We start from the raw sequence: 15,048 nt of genomic DNA, 5'->3' as shown, positions 1-15,048 counted from the left end.
TTGCCGTGTGCCGGTTTAGCGTCGGACCTCCAGTTGAGCAAGAATCGCATCGATCGATGTCTCATCGCCCGCCAGTTCACGCCGGACAAACTCCCACTGCGCGCGTTCGTGCGCGGCAAGCCCGTGGACCAATGAGCCCTCTTTTCTGAAGACTTCATTCTCTACCTGTTCGAACAATCGGACGGACCATCGTAGAATGATGTTCAGTAAAATGAGCGTCACACGCCACGGTAGGACCCCGACGAAGGCGCCGACGGCGCCGCCAAGCCATGTCCGGACTGCTGAGTCGTACGGCGTGTCACCTGCGCGGGTGAGCGCTGTGCGGAGCCGATCTCTGGTCTGCGCCTCGAGTTGTCGCAACGCCTCCCACTTACGTCGCTGGTCAGGCCGGGGCGCCAGATGCGCGGCCATAGCGTACACCGCCTCCCCGAATACCTCAATATCGTATGCTCGCTTCAGACTCTGCCGGGATGCCATCATTAGCCCAAGTATCCCATGGCCCTAGACCGGTGCAGGCACGCCAAGTTGTTTGCAGATACGGGCGGAGGTAAACTCTGGAATCTCCCTGTGGCGCGGTACCGAAGTCCGGCGACGGGTTACAGGATTTTCCCAGATCGAGTGTTCTGTACCTTCCCGCACGAATCGGCAACCGTGCTGGCGCAAGTGGCGAAGCAGGTCGCGCCGCTTCATCAGGCGGCCGTTTGGGGCACGACGCTGATATGGGATGCTGCGGTCAGCAGTAAATGGATGGGTTCTTCCACATCAGCTTCCGGATCGGTACATGATGGATCAGGCTGTGGGAGCGGCTCGCCGCGCAGTAAGGCCGTTTCTGTCATATCGACTAAGGCGCTTGCCAGCAAGCGCCGGGCTTCTTGCAGTGTCTCCCCAAAGGTAATGGTGCCGGGAAAGTCCAGCACTTCCGCGTGAACCCCACGCTCAAGGAACTTATACATCGCTTTGTAGGTCAACATCTGTTACTGACCCAGACGGCTTGTTGTGATAGCCTGCCTGCGCAAATGCCGTATAGCGCGCAACCTAAGCGAGGTCACTCCCACTCAATGGTGCTGGGAGGCTTGGAGGAGATGTCGTAGACGACGCGGTTGACGCCTTTGACCTCGCTTACGATCCGGCTGCTGATCGCCTGGAGCAGGTCATGGGGCAGGCGCGCCCAGTCGGCTGTCATCCCGTCGAGGCTGGTGACGGCCCGGATGGCGACAACATGCTCATAGGTCCGTTCGTCACCCATGACCCCCACTGTTTTGATCGGCAACAGGACGGCAAACGCCTGCCATAATTCGCGGTCGAGTTTCGCCCGAATGACCTCCGCCTCGACGATGGCATCGGCCTCTGTCAGCAGGTCCAGTCGCGCCTGCGTTACCTCGTCGATAATCCGGACCGCCAGTCCCGGTCCCGGGAACGGTTGACGCCAGAGAATGGCATCCGGCAGGCCAAGTTCCCTGCCAAGCTCTCGAACTTCGTCTTTAAACAGCTCCCGCAGCGGTTCGAGCAACTCAAAATCGAACTGCTCCGGCAGGCCCCCCACGTTGTGGTGGGATTTAATGGTGACTGACGGTCCCTGGACCGACACGCTCTCAATGACATCCGGATAGAGGGTCCCCTGGGCGAGAAAGTCGAATCGCCCCAGCCGCCGTGACTCTTCCTCAAAGACGGCGATGAACTCTGCGCCGATGATCTTCCGCTTCTCCTCAGGATCGATCACCCCTTTGAGCCGGGTCAGGAATCGCTCCCTCGCATCGACCGAAACCATGTGAACACCCAAGTGCTCGCCCATGGCCTGCTCCACCCGGGCAGCTTCCCCCTTTCGGAGCAGACCGTTATCGACGAACACGCAAGTGAGCTTTGAACCGATCGCCCGGTGAACCAACAGCGCGACCACCGAAGAATCGACCCCCCCGCTCAGCGCACAGAGGACCCGGCGATCCCCCACTTGGCGTCGGATCTGATCGACAGCCATCTCGGCGAAGGAATGCATCTGCCAATCCTGGGCGCAGCCGCAGACCCTGAACAGAAAGTTCCCGAGGATCGCTTTCCCGCTGTCAGTATGGGCAACTTCAGGGTGAAACTGGACCGCAAAGAGCGGCTGCGTTCGATGGCGGATCGCGGCGAACGGCGCATTCGTCGTGTGGGCGAGGCGACGAAACGTGTCGGGCATCGCCTCAAGCTTGTCGCCGTGGCTCATCCAGACACTGAGTCCACTGTTCACGCCGGAGAAGAGATCGGCGGTGTCGTCGATCGTGAGGTGTGCCCGCCCATATTCCCGGGAGGTGGCTCGTATCGTGATGGCGCCATAAAAATGACCGAGAATCCCCATTCCGTAGCAGATCCCCAGGACCGGCACGTCCTGTTCGATCACCTCGCGCCGGCAAATAGGAGCATCCGGTTGGTAGACACTGGCAGGACTGCCGGAGAGAATGATTCCTTTGGGGTTAAAAGTCTTGATGTCGTCCAGCGGCAGGTTGAACGGACGGATCTCGCAGTAGACGCCCAGTTCACGGATGCGGCGGGCGATCAACTGCGTGTACTGCGAACCAAAATCGAGGATGAGGATTTTATCCATGAAGGACAGCTTTTAGCGATCAGTGTAGGGGCAAGGCTTGCCCTGCCCAAAGAGGGCGCAGCAAGCAGCGCCCCTACACGACTGATAACTGGAAAGCCGCACTTTACCTAATCCAGCCGGTAGTTCGGGGCTTCTTTGGTGATAATGACGTCATGCACGTGGCTCTCGCGGAGCCCGGCGGAGGTGATTCGAATAAAGCGGCCTTTCTGGCGAAGTTCCTCGACGGTGTAACAGCCGCAATAGCCCATGCCGGATCTGAGCCCTCCAACCAGTTGATACATGCTGCCGGCCAGAGTCCCTTTATAGGGAACGCGCCCTTCAATCCCCTCGGGAACCAGCTTGTGTTCCTCTGTTTCCGCCTCCTGACCGTACCGATCCCTGCCACCCCGCTGCATGGCGCCCAGCGAACCCATACCCCGGTAAACCTTGTAGGTCCGACCCTGAAAGATGATCGTCTCGCCCGGGCTTTCCTCGGTCCCCGCCAGCAGACTCCCAAGCATCACGGCATGTGCCCCGGCCGCAATCGCCTTGGTCATGTCGCCCGAAAACTTGATGCCGCCGTCGGCAATGATCGGGACGCCATGTCTATCGGCGATTTTCGCGCAGTCCGCAATCGCCGTAATCTGCGGGACCCCCGCTCCGGCGACCATGCGGGTCGTACAGATAGATCCCGGGCCGATCCCGACCTTCAGCCCGTCGGCCCCCGCCCTGATCAGCTCCTCGGCCCCTTCGGCCGTCGCAATATTGCCGGCAATTACCTCGGCATCGGGATACCGCCGCTTGATCATCGCAACGGTCTCTATGACCCCGCTGCTGTGGCCGTGGGCGGTATCTACCACCAGGACGTCGACGCCGGCCTTGACCAGCGCGTCCACCCGGTCCGGCGTCTCCTCGCTCACGCCGACGGCCGCGCCGACGCGCAGCCGCCCCAGCTCATCCTTACAGGCGTTCGGATACTTGATCGTCTTCTCAATATCCTTAATGGTGATGAGACCGCGGAGATTGAACGCATCATCCACCACCAGCAGCTTCTCGATCCGGTTGCGGTGCAGGATCTCCTTTGCCTCTTCCAGACCGGTGCCGACCGGCGCCGTGATAAGCCGATCTTTGGTCATCACCTGGGCAATCTTCAGGTCAAGCTTCGTCTCGAAGCGGATGTCTCGATTGGTCAGGATGCCGACCAATTTGCCGTTCTGCGTAACAGGGACGCCTGAAATCCGATAGTGTTGCATCAGTTCCAGGGCGTCGGATAGCTTCTGGTCCGGCGAGATCGTGATCGGGTCTACGATCATTCCGCTCTCGGACTTCTTGACTTTGTCCACCTCAAGGGCCTGCCGATCCGGAGGGAGCGCCCGGTGGATCATGCCGATTCCCCCCTCCCGGGCCAGCGCAATGGCCATCCTGGCCTCGGTGACTGTGTCCATCGCGGCGCTGACGACCGGAATGTTGATAGTGAGACGTCTGGTCAGGTGGGTCCGCACATCGACATCCCGTGGGAGGACCTCGGACTTGGCGGGGATCAGGAGCACGTCGTCAAACGTCAGCCCTTCAGGAATCGAGCGATCAACCATTTCCACACCTCAAGCGATGTTCAACTGTGAACATTGCACCCTGCACATTGAACGCCGGGCTACATATGCATCGCGGTCTTGATCTCCGACAGGGTCTCTCCCGCAACCTTCTTGGCCCTGGCATATCCGTCCTCCAAGACCTCCTGGACGATCTCCGGGCGAGCCGCCAACTCCTGGCGTCGCTCGTAGATAGGCCGTAGCGCGGGGAGCATATGCTCCAACAGCATCCCCTTGCAGTCCAAACAGCCAATCCCCGCTGTTCGACAGCCTGGATCGATGGCGGTGTCCCGCGCTACTTTGGGTGTAAAGATTCTGTGCAGGTCAAAGACCGGGCAGACGTCCGGATTACCTGGATCGCGGCGGCGTACTCTGGCAGGATCCGTAACCATCGGCTTGATCTTTGCAGTCACCTGTTCGGGCGGATCGGCCAGATAGATGGCGTTGCCGTAACTTTTGCTCATCTTACGGCCATCGGTGCCGGGGACCTTTGCAAACTCAGTCAGAAGGGGTTGCGGCTCGATGAGAACCTCGCCGTACAGCGTATTGAACCGGCGCGCGATCTCCCTCGCCAATTCCAGATGCGGTACCTGGTCAACGCCGACCGGCACATGATTGGCTTTGTAGATCAGGATGTCTGAGGCCATCAGGACCGGGTAGCCCAGAAACCCATGGGTACTGAGGTCTTTGGTGGTCAGTTCCTGCTGTTGCTCCTTGTACGTCGGATTCCGCTCCAGCCAGGGGACCGGCGTAATCATCGACAGCAACAGGTACAGCTCCGCATGTTCATGGAGCCTCGACTGCAGAAAGAGGGTCGCCTTCGAGGGATCGATCCCGGCTGCCAACATATCCAGGACCATCTCGCGGATATTGTCCCGAATACCCTTTGTCTCGGCGTATTCAGTCGTGAGCGCATGCCAGTCGGCCACGAAGAAGAAGCACTCATACGCTTCCTGCAGCCGGCGCCAGTTGTCCAGAGCGCCGAACAGGTGGCCGAGATGCAGCCGTCCAGTCGGCCTCATCCCACTCAAGACACGACCCTTTGTCATCGACTGTGGTACTTCCTCTCACAACTACGCGCCGAGCAACAGACCGGCAACAAGCGCGATGGGCGGCCAGATCAGCCGTTCGACCGCCCCGCTGAACATCAGGACCAGCAGAATCACAAAGCCGTACCGCTCCAGCCTGCCATACGAGGCAGCCTGTCGGGGCGGCAAGAGGCCGGCCAAGACGCGGCCGCCATCGAGCGGCAACAAGGGAATCAGGTTGAAGATGGCCAGGGCCACGTTGATCAGCACGCTCTTGTACAACATGAGATGGACCGGCGTCAGCCACCACGCGGACTCACTTATCCCCTCAGTCCCGTCGAACAGCCGAAGCAACCAGGCACATACGGAGGCGAGGATGAGGTTCGCGCCCGGTCCGGCTGCCGCCACCAAGACCATATCGCGTCGCGGATGACGGAGATTGTCGAAATTCACCGGCACCGGCTTGGCCCAGCCGACCGGTGTCAAGATCAGGGCCAGGGTTCCGACCGGATCGAGGTGGGCGATGGGGTTAAAGGTGAGGCGACCCATCAACCGCGCGGTCGGATCGCCCCGCTTGTCGGCAACCCACCCGTGGGCATACTCGTGAAACGTCAAGGCTGCCAGGATGGCCGGCAGCCTCACGCTCAGATTCAGCATAAATTGCGCCAGATCAGACATTTTTTTCGTCGCGCTCTTTCCAGGGAATACAAACTTTATTTACAGTTACCGTAACAAAGGGAACCCCCCTTGTCAATGCCGAAGGCGCGCGCCGAGAAAGCGCTGAAGGATAAACAACGTCTCATCCTCCTTGGTGTGGAGACGCCCGTCCAGCTTGGCTGCGCGCAAGGCGGCCAAGGTCTGCCGGTAAATGGGGCCTGGCTTCAGTCCCAACCGGCGCAGGTCTTCGCCTTTCAGCAATGGTACGACATGCCATGACGTCGTGAGGTATCGGGATACCGCGTCCCGCGCCGATCCGTTGGTAAGTACAGCCAGCAGTACGGCCCTGGCCTCCGGCGAAAGGGGATCCAGCAGCCTGGCCATTCGGCTTTGGCGAAGATCGACGGCACGTGTAAGCTTCTGCGCAGCGTTTCGACATGCCTTGTGATCGGCCGTAAGCTTTTCGGCTATCCGGTGGGGTGGGGTAAGCCTCTTGAGGAGGGCGACAACCGTCTTCGGATGCAGAAAATAGAGCATTCCGAGGAGAAGCGTCTCACCTTCCGCTGTTCCCTCCGGAAACGGCATCGATGAATCCTGAGAGAGCACCTGCCGCACACGCTCGAGCAGACCGAAGGCGGCTCCCGGGAGGGCCAGCCTCGGATGAATAGCCGTCAATACGCCCAGATCTCTGAGCCGCCAGATAATCCGGGGGGCCGATGGTTCCTGCGCGATCAGGTAGAGCTCTCTGAAGATTCTCGGACCGGCAAGATGCCCGACCGCGCCCCCCTTCACTGCGGCCTTCATCAGCCGCAACGTACTTCGAGCAATCATAAACCGATATCGGCCCTCAAACCGGGCTGTCCTGAAGAGCCGGGTGGGATCGTCGATGAAGCTCTGTTCGTGCAAGGCTCTGATCCGACCGTGATCCAGGTCCCGGAGTCCTCCCAGCGGATCGATCAGCGGCCCGAACCGATGACGATCGATACGGGCAGCCATGGCATTGATGCTGAAATCGCGTCGAAGCAGATCGGCAAGGAGTGGGGCCGGTTGAACCTCCGGCAGCGCGGCAGCGTGCGGGTAGCGTTCCGACCTGGCGGTGGCGAGATCAAGCCTTCTGCCTCCAGGGAGCCGCAGATGGGCGGTTCCGAACCTGGGGTGCGGCGTCACCACCGCCTCGAGGGAATGCGCCAGACGTCTGGCTATAGCAATGGCATCGCCCTCAACTACCAGATCGATATCGACATTTCGCCCGTTGAGGAGCAGGTCCCGCACATAGCCGCCGACAGCATAGATCGGCGAAGGGGCGGCGGCCTTGCGCGCCGCCTCAAGTGTACTACGGCTGAGCGGATCGAGTTCCCGGAACCGAGGAAGCTGCCTCACATGCGTTAACACGGTCATGGGTTTGAAGGTCCCCCGTCGTCGGTCATTGCGAAGGAACGGAGCGACTGAAGCAATCTCTCTGCTCTTCGCGCTGCGTTGCGGTAAAGTAGGGTCGTGTAGACAAAGAACGGTTGGATTGCTTCGCTGCGCTCGCAATGACCACTTCGCACGGTTTGGCGCTACGCCCTTGGATGGTATCGGTTGTAGACCGTCTTCAGGTGTGCCCGGGAGACGTGTGTGTAGATCTGCGTCGTGGAGATATCGACATGGCCCAACATCACCTGGACCGCCCGAAGGTCGGCGCCGCGCTCGAGGAGGTGCGTGGCAAAAGAATGGCGAAGCGTATGAGGGGTCACTCGCCGGTCGATTCCCGCCGCTGTCGCATACGCGCGGAGGAGCTTCCAGAAACCTTGACGCGTCAACGGCCACCCCCAGCGGTTTAAGAACAGCGTAGAACTTGATCGTCCTCTTTGAAGGTGCGACCTTGAGGTCGCGAGATACCGGCGAACTGCGGTCTGGGCATCGCGCCCCAACGGCACCACGCGGTCTTTCCCTCCCTTGCCCTGACAATGCACATAGCCTACCTCCAGGTCCACATCGGACAACCGGAGGGTCACCATCTCCGACACTCGCAGGCCGGCCGCGTACAGCAGTTCCAGCATCGCTTTGTCACGAAGACCCAGATGATTGCTGGTAGGCGGCGCCGCCAGCAGCCGCGTGACCTCTTCCTGGCTCAGCACCCCAGGTAGACGGACCCACGGGCTCGACGACTCCAGGTGCGCGGTCGGATCCTCTTTCGCATGACCCTGCGCCAGCAGGTACCGGTACAGACCTCGTAGCGATGAGGTATGACGCGCGACGGTGCGGGGCGCCAGCCCCTCCTCTCGGAGCGTCAAGAGTAGACGTGCGACCTGCCCGCGGCTGACCTCCTGAAATGAGCCGACCCCGGCCTGCTTCAAGTAGCCGGCTATCCGGTGGAGATCCCGTCCATACGCCGCCAAGCTGTTCTCTGCCAGCCCCCGCTCGACCGTCAGGAACCTCAAGTAGTCCTCGATCAACTGCTCCATTGAAGTCATATCAAATGCACGGTGTGAGAACGAGCGTAGTGTTTCAGTAATGGCTTTAGAGTTCCGTTCACCCTGAGCCTGTCGAAGGGTGAATCTTGTTGTAGCGTTCCGTTCATGCTTCGACTGGCTCAGCACGAACGGTAATTGTGAGACACTACACTATTCAAGGATACGTCCTGTGCCAACAGTCGCTCGTAGGCCTCAAGGAGCCGAACAACCGAGGCTTCCGCCGTTATCTGCATCGCCCCCACCCTGCCCTGTTCGGCATAGCGAGTGAGATTCGATCCATCGCGGAGCAGTGAGAGCAAACGCTGGATGAAATCGTCCTCGGCACCATCGGCCAAGGCCCCGTTTACCCCATCTGTGATAAAATCCGAGGTACCAACTGACCGGACGGCCAAGACAGGGAGCCCGTGCGCCATTGCCTCGAGCACCACCAGGCCTTGGGTCTCCGAAACCGACGGGAAAACGAAGAGGTCCGCAGCTCGATACCAGTCGCCCACAGCCTGATGCGGAACCAAGCCTACGAAGCGGACCCGGTCAGCAATTTCCAGATGGGCGGCCAGCCGCTGTAGAGAGCGCTCCTCGTCTCCCTCCCCGACCAGCAGCAGCGTGAGGTGAGGCACAACCCGGGCCGCGGCATGGACTGCCCGCAAGAGCAATCCGAGATTCTTCTCTCTGGCCAGCCTCCCTACGTACAGAAGGACCGGCCCGTCGTTCGGTACACTCAGACGACGGCGAATCCGGGGCCTCGATTCCTCCGGTGGGTCCGGCGGCTCGATCCCTGTGGGGATTACTTCCATGCGGGTGATGACCCCACGGCTCCGCAGCCGCTCCTGCACCCCTGACGTCGGCGCGATAATCAGATCAGCCCGGTTGGCGAAGGCATAGCTCCTGGCCTCCGCGACCCGGGCGACCAGAGGCGAGATCACCGGCACGTAATGGGCATAATGCTCATACAGCGTATGATAGGTGAACACACACGGGACTCGCAGCCGGCGAGCCAGGCGGTGAGCGTAAGGCCCGACAAGGAACGGGTGGTGAGCATGGATGACCTGAAGACCGAGGCGCGGAATCAGACGATGGAGTTCTACGGCGGCGGCTGGAATCGGCAAGGCATAGCGGTGATGCGTGGGAACACGCAGCGATGGGAACCGGTAGGTGTCCGGCTCTACCTCCGGGCAGCCCGGGTAACGCGGCGCAAAAATGAAGATCCGGTGGCCGAGGCGACGCAAGTGAAGTGCAAATTGTTCAATGGAGACAGCGAGGCCGTTGAGCAGCGGGGAGGCGTTGCAGGTAAAAAAACCGATGGTCAATGGCGTGCGGGGTGCGGGGGACTTCGCAAATCGCACAAGGGACCACGCACGGCAAATCCCCCCGTGCTCCCCTTTTGTAAAGGGGGGGTAGGGGGATTTTGTACTTCGCACTCCGGACCCTGTACCACGCACATCACTTCCTGGTAGTCTCCGTGTGCGTAATGGAGATGCCTAGTGCGAGGCGAGCCTGCATGTAAAGCTGTGCCGTGGCCATCAGGAAATAGTTATGCAGGTTAACCGGCGTGAAGGTGAGGCGAGACCACTCAAAGAGTTTTCTGGACTGCCGCCAACGGAGAGGTGGCCGCTGATAAATAATCGGCTTCAGCGTGTGGGGGACTAACACCATGCCTAAGAACATCGAAGCGGTCAGCACAATCGTCTGGAATCGGAGATTAAAGGCGGCAAGTGGACTCACACACAGACCCTTACTCCCGATCCGTAAGGTGAGGACATCAGGCGAGAGGAATACCTGAAACGGCCACAGCTCCCTGACGCAGGGACTGATCCAGGAGATCAGGATCAGTTGCGCCGGTAAAAAGACCATGAGGGGCGGCATCGAGTTGGCAAACAGCGCCCGAAGCGCCAGGAACAACTTCCGTTTCAGCAGCGGCACCCGTATATCGTCAAATCTTCGCGCGTAATTGACTACGAATTTGACGTCGACCGCGCCGCGCGCCCAACGAGCGATCTGACCCCACGACTCCCTGGTGGTGAGCGGCGCCTGTCCCCAGGTTGGCATCTTGACAGGGGCCACGCGAAACCCTTCCATTACCACCTTGTACCGAAACTGCATATCCTCGTTATGACGATTCGGCTCAAAGTAGTCCACCGCGCGGAAATCACGGAAGGGGAGGCTCGTCCCGGGACCAAGGACCAGATAGTCGCCGGCAGTCTGCATCTTTCCCAACTGATACAAGACAAACCCGGAGTTGTGCAGACGAGGCAGCATCGGCACCTTCCAGTAGTTTGAGGTGTAGGTGGTCAGTGACTGCAGGACGACCCCTCGGTCCCCACTGGCCATCGCGCGTTCCGCTTCCTGCCGACGGCTATGCTCCCGGAAGGCAAGGTCCTGTGGATGCAGAATCGTGTCGGCATCGATAATCACAATCTTCAGGTCCTCATCCCGGAGCGCGCCATCATCGATCCGGCGCGCGAGATCACGGCCGGCAGCGCTGATCGATGTCGCCTTACATCTGTTCACGATCCCCTCGGTGGGATAGGTGAAGAGCCGAATCCTGAAGGACTTCTCGAACGTCGGAAGGAGATCGCCCAGCGTGTGAAGCGTCTCTTGATCTTCCGCCTCCACGATAGGAATCAGCGTGATCCGCTCGAGCGGGTAGCGCTGCCTCTCAATCGAACGCATCGTCTGAAACAGCACACGGCGGTTGTTCTCCCGCTTCAGAGGCATGAGGATCGCATAATGACTCAAGGAGTGCCCGGAGGTCTCAAGCCTGCTGCGCCAGTCGGTCTCCATGTTGGCCAGCAGCTCCTGTCGCGTCTTATGAGCGCGGACCTGATTGATGATCAGGTAGCCGATCCAGACTGTGATGACGGCGAATCGAAATACCTCGGCCCAAAACGGATCGCCGGGCAGGTATCGGAGGAGCGGGTAGATCGAGAGGAGCAGCAGGGTCGTGAGAATCGGAAGGATATCCAGGATCCGCTCGAATACCCGGACTGTAAAAGTGGGGTTACCGCCGTACGTCATTGTGTGCTCACAGGTAGAATTTCTACACGAGTTACAGCAGGGTGTCAACACCTTGTCGCTGACGTCACCTGAAGAGGCTCAGGTACCAGTCGATCAACTCATTACCAATAAACAGGGCGACAACCGCGCCGAGTGCCAAGAACGGCCCGAACGGGATCCGGTCTTTCCGCGACAGCACGCGGGCTGCAATCAGTCCCAGCGATAGACAGGCGCCGGAGATAACCGCGACGCCAAAAGAGACGAGCATGAGACGCCAACCAAGGAAGGCGCCAATCATGCTGAGCAGGTTCACATCGCCGCCGCCCATGCTCTCCCGCTGAAAGGCTACCTCTGCATATACCGCAACCAGGTACACCAGTCCGGCGCCAACAAACGCTCCCGTTACGGCTTGAAGCGGCGGCGGATCGTAGGTCAGGATACTGGCGAGGAGGCCAATCGGTATGACGGGAAGACTGAGGATATGAGGAATGATTCCATGGTCCAGATCGATAAATGTGATCACCACCAGCACCGAGAGGAAAAGGAGGAGAAATGCTGTTCGGATAGTGAAGCCGAAGTGTAGTACCGTCATAAGGTAAAGGCCGGCGGTCAACCCTTCTACAAGCGGATACCGCCAGTGAATCGGAGCCTTGCACCGACGGCATCGGCCCGCAAGCCACACGAAGCTGACAAGCGGGATATTATCGTACCAACTTATCGGTCCATTGCACTGAGGGCAATGCGATCCAGGAAAGGCGAGACCTTCGTCGCGCGGGATACGCCATATGCAGACATTCAGGAAACTGCCGACCACGAGCCCCAGCGGGACGCTCAAGATTGCTGATACGCTTTGCAGTGACAGATTGCCGGGCAAGAGAGGCTGGCCTTTTGCGGGGCGTTTTAGGTGCGGGCTTCCAGAAATGTCTTGTCGATTGGAATAAACTTTATCCCGCGATCTTCCAACGACTTTTTTTGTAGATCCAAGATTGTTACGCCAACCACCTGGTCTGTATTTGGGTCTAGTCTGACAAAGACTCCGTCGGCGATCTCACGAGACACGGCTTCCTGTACTTTCTCAAAATACAGGTAGAGCACATCATTTTCAGTATCGTAGTTCAATGAGATGCCCTTCATTTCTTTCCTGCCCATAGCACTGTTCCTCCCTTTGGTTTGTCAACCAAGTGAGCAGTGCGCACTTTACCGTTTACCGACTCTTTATCCACGAACACAATCACCATCACGTATAACTTTGAGTATTTCCCAAATGAAGTGGGCTTGAGCCAATAATACCGTCTGCTGTCACGGTCAATGGGATCAGCCTCGATAAGGGTGGGAGCCTGAATGGCCTGCAAGATGTCACCGAGGCGGTCCCGCATCTCTGGATGGCCAGTGATAATATGTTGCCACGCATTACGATCCAGAACGACGACCAGACCGTGCGGATCTCTGACTTCGCAGAGTTTGCTTACTTTGATTTCTCCTTTCGTCGTGCTCGGAAGAACAACTTATCAACCGCAAGTACACTTTATCAAAAAAACCTTACTCTATCTATATGGATTTCGCAAGGATTGATATGACGGAAGGGGCTACAACCCCCAGGACAGGAACTGGAGCGGGCCTTGAAGGGGCGGGGTAGATCCGCAATTGTAGGTGAGCGTAATATTGCCGCTCACGGTGTTGGCGCTTACAAGGCTGCCTGGCGTATCGGGGGCGTTTTCACCGATGACGAGTCCGTTGATCGTCCCGGTACCGCTGAGGTCGAACTGTTCGTGGGCGGCTATCAGCCCATTGTACCCATTGCTCGGGGTACCTTTGATTTGGACATCACGACCTGCAATAAACAGGGAATCGTGAACAGTATAGGTGGCGTCGGACCCTATCGTCGGATTGCCCGTAACCTTAATATCGGCGGTGGCAATCAGCGTCGTTTTCCACGGATTGGAATCATTCCCCGGACTACTTGCCACCCCCACGGTTCCCTGGAAGTAATACGTGCCGTTACAGGGTGTCCCGCTGTTGAGGTCCCACGTCGCGAGGGGAGAGCCGGCGGTGTACTTCCATCCACACGTAGACGTATCTCCGGAATTCAGGGTCTGGAGCAGGGTGCCGTTGCTGTCGCGAACCTCACCCTGACCGGTCGCGTTCACTGTCATCTGTAATAGATTGCTTGCAGGCAGCTTCGCCTTCGCGGTGTTCAGGAAATCGGTCGGATCGATGTGCGGAACCGTCTCTGTCGCTGTACCGCCTCCGCTGCCTGCACCAACGGTTGGGCTGCCGGTCGTGGTATAGGTGCCGCTGGCGGTGGCGTTGCCGTTAATTGTAACCTTGCTGCCATTCAGGTTAAGATTTCCATTGGCGTGGACGTTCCCGCAGGTCCCACCTGTGGCCAACACGTCTGTGCTCCCCCCGACTGTCAAATTACCGTTGGTCAGGATGGCGTCATTAGACCGAAAGAAGGTGCTCATGATGGCCCTTCGAATCGCTTGAGACCCTCCGGTCGCGCTGATGCCGGTTGACACCACCCTTACGGTATAGTCTCCCGCCGACTGATACTGAACGATATAGCTGCCTGCTCCACCCAATGACGAATTGGAGACGAGAGGCTGAAGGGTGGCATAGGCTGTTGTCACCAGGTTCGGCGGCGTCTGTGTCGAGTTGTAGAGTGTGTTGAAGGCGTGCTCCAGGCCAGCCTCGGCCAGGAACCCGGCCTGGACGGCGCGCAGATGGTTTGACGCGATCTGCGCCTCAGAGCCGCCGATAGACAGAATGGCAGCCGCAAGCGCCCCCAGGACGACGAAGGCCATGAGCGCGAGCGGCAGGATAAGCCCCCGATTGTCATCAAAATTCCTCCTCACTCTCGCCCTCTCCCCCAGAGGGGGCGAGGGGTTAATAATTAGGACTCCTCTCCCCTGTGAGAGAGAGGATAGAGGTGAGGGGGCTCGAACGTTCATGCTCATGGCAGGCTCCTTGGCTTGACCCTGGTGGTCATGTAGCGCGTGCCGCCGCCAGCGTCCTGAACTGTGAAGTCGATCCGGATCTCTCTGATGACACCCAGATTTGGAGGACTGGCGGGCAACGCTCCCCCTGTAGCATCGAAATAGGTAAAAGTCAGGCCTGTCACATTATCGACAATGGTATCGGCGGTGTCTCCGCCCTGAGTCCTGGTGAGGGTATTGTTGCCCGTATTTCTGGCATAGGTGATCATCTTGACATCCCGGACAAGACTGCCCACGGGATAGGTCGAGCCGGTGGCCGATACAAGTGTAAGCGTGTTACTATTTATGCTATTTATCTGCTTGACTTCCCGCGTACCCCCATTGGCGATATAGATATAATCATTCAGAGCGGAATTCACATAGACCTTGAAGGCATTGGCGGTATCCGATGCCAATATGCTCAGGGACACAGCCGTCCCGGTGACGTTATTTGTAGCTGCCGCCTCAAGCGCATTTGCGTTTGCCATGTATAAGTCGTTCACGTTTGCCATAAAGGTTATACTGGCAGGACTGGCAGCCGTGATGGCATTGCCTGCGCCGGACGCCCCGATCCAGTATGAGCCGATCAGCCTCAGTTCGTTCGCCATACGGTCCAGGCCTGCCCTCGCCCCCACCTGCGCGGCCTCCAGAGAGCTGGCTCGGATATAGGTGTCCTGCGAAACCCGGTAGACGCCCAGGATGGCCCCGCCGATCAAACCTGCAATCGCCAGGGCGATCAACAGCTCAATGAGGCTGTACCCCTCTGTCTTTGTGAAACGCCTCATGACCGCT

Annotated in this window: 15 protein-coding genes; all 15 read right to left on the bottom strand. The window is 59.0% G+C overall.

The window, feature by feature from the left end:
- Nucleotides 1-15: 15 nt before the first annotated feature.
- The 15 genes from KGL31_12890 to KGL31_12820 all read right to left on the bottom strand — a co-directional run bounded on the left by KGL31_12890 (nt 16) and on the right by KGL31_12820 (nt 15,041).
- On the bottom strand, nt 16-480 hold the full coding sequence (locus KGL31_12890; protein ID MDE2322784.1) for a hypothetical protein: 465 nt from the start codon (nt 478-480) through the stop codon (nt 16-18).
- 21 nt (nt 481-501) lie between these two features.
- A complete protein-coding gene (locus tag KGL31_12885) occupies nt 502-690 on the bottom strand; it encodes a type II toxin-antitoxin system HicA family toxin (protein MDE2322783.1) in 189 nt (62 codons plus the stop codon).
- Nucleotides 690-971, bottom strand: a complete 282-nt coding sequence (locus KGL31_12880) for a type II toxin-antitoxin system HicB family antitoxin (protein MDE2322782.1) — start codon at nt 969-971, stop codon at nt 690-692. Before KGL31_12880 ends, KGL31_12885 begins: the two co-directional genes overlap by 1 nt.
- 74 nt (nt 972-1,045) lie before the next feature.
- Complete coding sequence (gene guaA / locus KGL31_12875; GenBank protein MDE2322781.1) at nt 1,046-2,578, bottom strand: glutamine-hydrolyzing GMP synthase; 1,533 nt, start codon at nt 2,576-2,578, stop codon at nt 1,046-1,048.
- A gap of 107 nt (nt 2,579-2,685) precedes the next feature.
- Nucleotides 2,686-4,149: an IMP dehydrogenase gene (gene guaB, locus KGL31_12870; GenBank protein MDE2322780.1), complete on the bottom strand. Its 1,464-nt coding sequence runs from the start codon at nt 4,147-4,149 to the stop codon at nt 2,686-2,688.
- A gap of 59 nt (nt 4,150-4,208) precedes the next feature.
- Entirely contained in the window at nt 4,209-5,195 is a 987-nt protein-coding gene (gene trpS / locus KGL31_12865; GenBank protein MDE2322779.1) for a tryptophan--tRNA ligase, read from the bottom strand.
- Between the two features lie 24 nt (nt 5,196-5,219).
- Nucleotides 5,220-5,852 carry a site-2 protease family protein gene (locus KGL31_12860; GenBank protein MDE2322778.1) on the bottom strand — a complete coding sequence of 211 codons (633 nt, stop codon included), beginning with the start codon at nt 5,850-5,852 and terminating at the stop codon, nt 5,220-5,222.
- 72 nt (nt 5,853-5,924) lie between these two features.
- Nucleotides 5,925-7,229 (bottom strand): CCA tRNA nucleotidyltransferase, encoded by a 1,305-nt coding sequence (locus KGL31_12855; GenBank protein MDE2322777.1) that lies wholly within the window; start codon nt 7,227-7,229, stop codon nt 5,925-5,927.
- 161 nt (nt 7,230-7,390) lie between these two features.
- The gene (xerD, locus tag KGL31_12850) at nt 7,391-8,278 is read right to left on the bottom strand and encodes a site-specific tyrosine recombinase XerD (GenBank protein MDE2322776.1); all 888 of its coding nucleotides are present in this window, start codon (nt 8,276-8,278) and stop codon (nt 7,391-7,393) included.
- Between the two features lie 128 nt (nt 8,279-8,406).
- Nucleotides 8,407-9,630, bottom strand: a complete 1,224-nt coding sequence (locus KGL31_12845; protein MDE2322775.1) for a glycosyltransferase — start codon at nt 9,628-9,630, stop codon at nt 8,407-8,409.
- A 97-nt stretch (nt 9,631-9,727) separates the two neighbouring features.
- Nucleotides 9,728-11,302 (bottom strand): glycosyltransferase family 2 protein, encoded by a 1,575-nt coding sequence (locus KGL31_12840; GenBank protein ID MDE2322774.1) that lies wholly within the window; start codon nt 11,300-11,302, stop codon nt 9,728-9,730.
- Between the two features lie 64 nt (nt 11,303-11,366).
- The gene (locus KGL31_12835; GenBank protein ID MDE2322773.1) at nt 11,367-12,116 is read right to left on the bottom strand and encodes a prepilin peptidase; all 750 of its coding nucleotides are present in this window, start codon (nt 12,114-12,116) and stop codon (nt 11,367-11,369) included.
- Between the two features lie 65 nt (nt 12,117-12,181).
- Nucleotides 12,182-12,430: a DUF2283 domain-containing protein gene (locus KGL31_12830; GenBank protein MDE2322772.1), complete on the bottom strand. Its 249-nt coding sequence runs from the start codon at nt 12,428-12,430 to the stop codon at nt 12,182-12,184.
- Nucleotides 12,431-12,867: 437 nt separating this feature from the next.
- Nucleotides 12,868-14,136 carry a hypothetical protein gene (locus tag KGL31_12825; protein ID MDE2322771.1) on the bottom strand — a complete coding sequence of 423 codons (1,269 nt, stop codon included), beginning with the start codon at nt 14,134-14,136 and terminating at the stop codon, nt 12,868-12,870.
- Nucleotides 14,137-14,234: 98 nt separating this feature from the next.
- Nucleotides 14,235-15,041, bottom strand: a complete 807-nt coding sequence (locus tag KGL31_12820; protein ID MDE2322770.1) for a type II secretion system protein — start codon at nt 15,039-15,041, stop codon at nt 14,235-14,237.
- Nucleotides 15,042-15,048: the final 7 nt, after the last annotated feature.

This window comes from Candidatus Methylomirabilota bacterium, from assembly GCA_028870115.1.
Lineage (GTDB): Bacteria > Methylomirabilota > Methylomirabilia > Methylomirabilales > Methylomirabilaceae > Methylomirabilis.
Note: the sequence above shows the minus strand (reverse complement) of the source record. Positions and strands in the feature narration are given on the sequence as shown.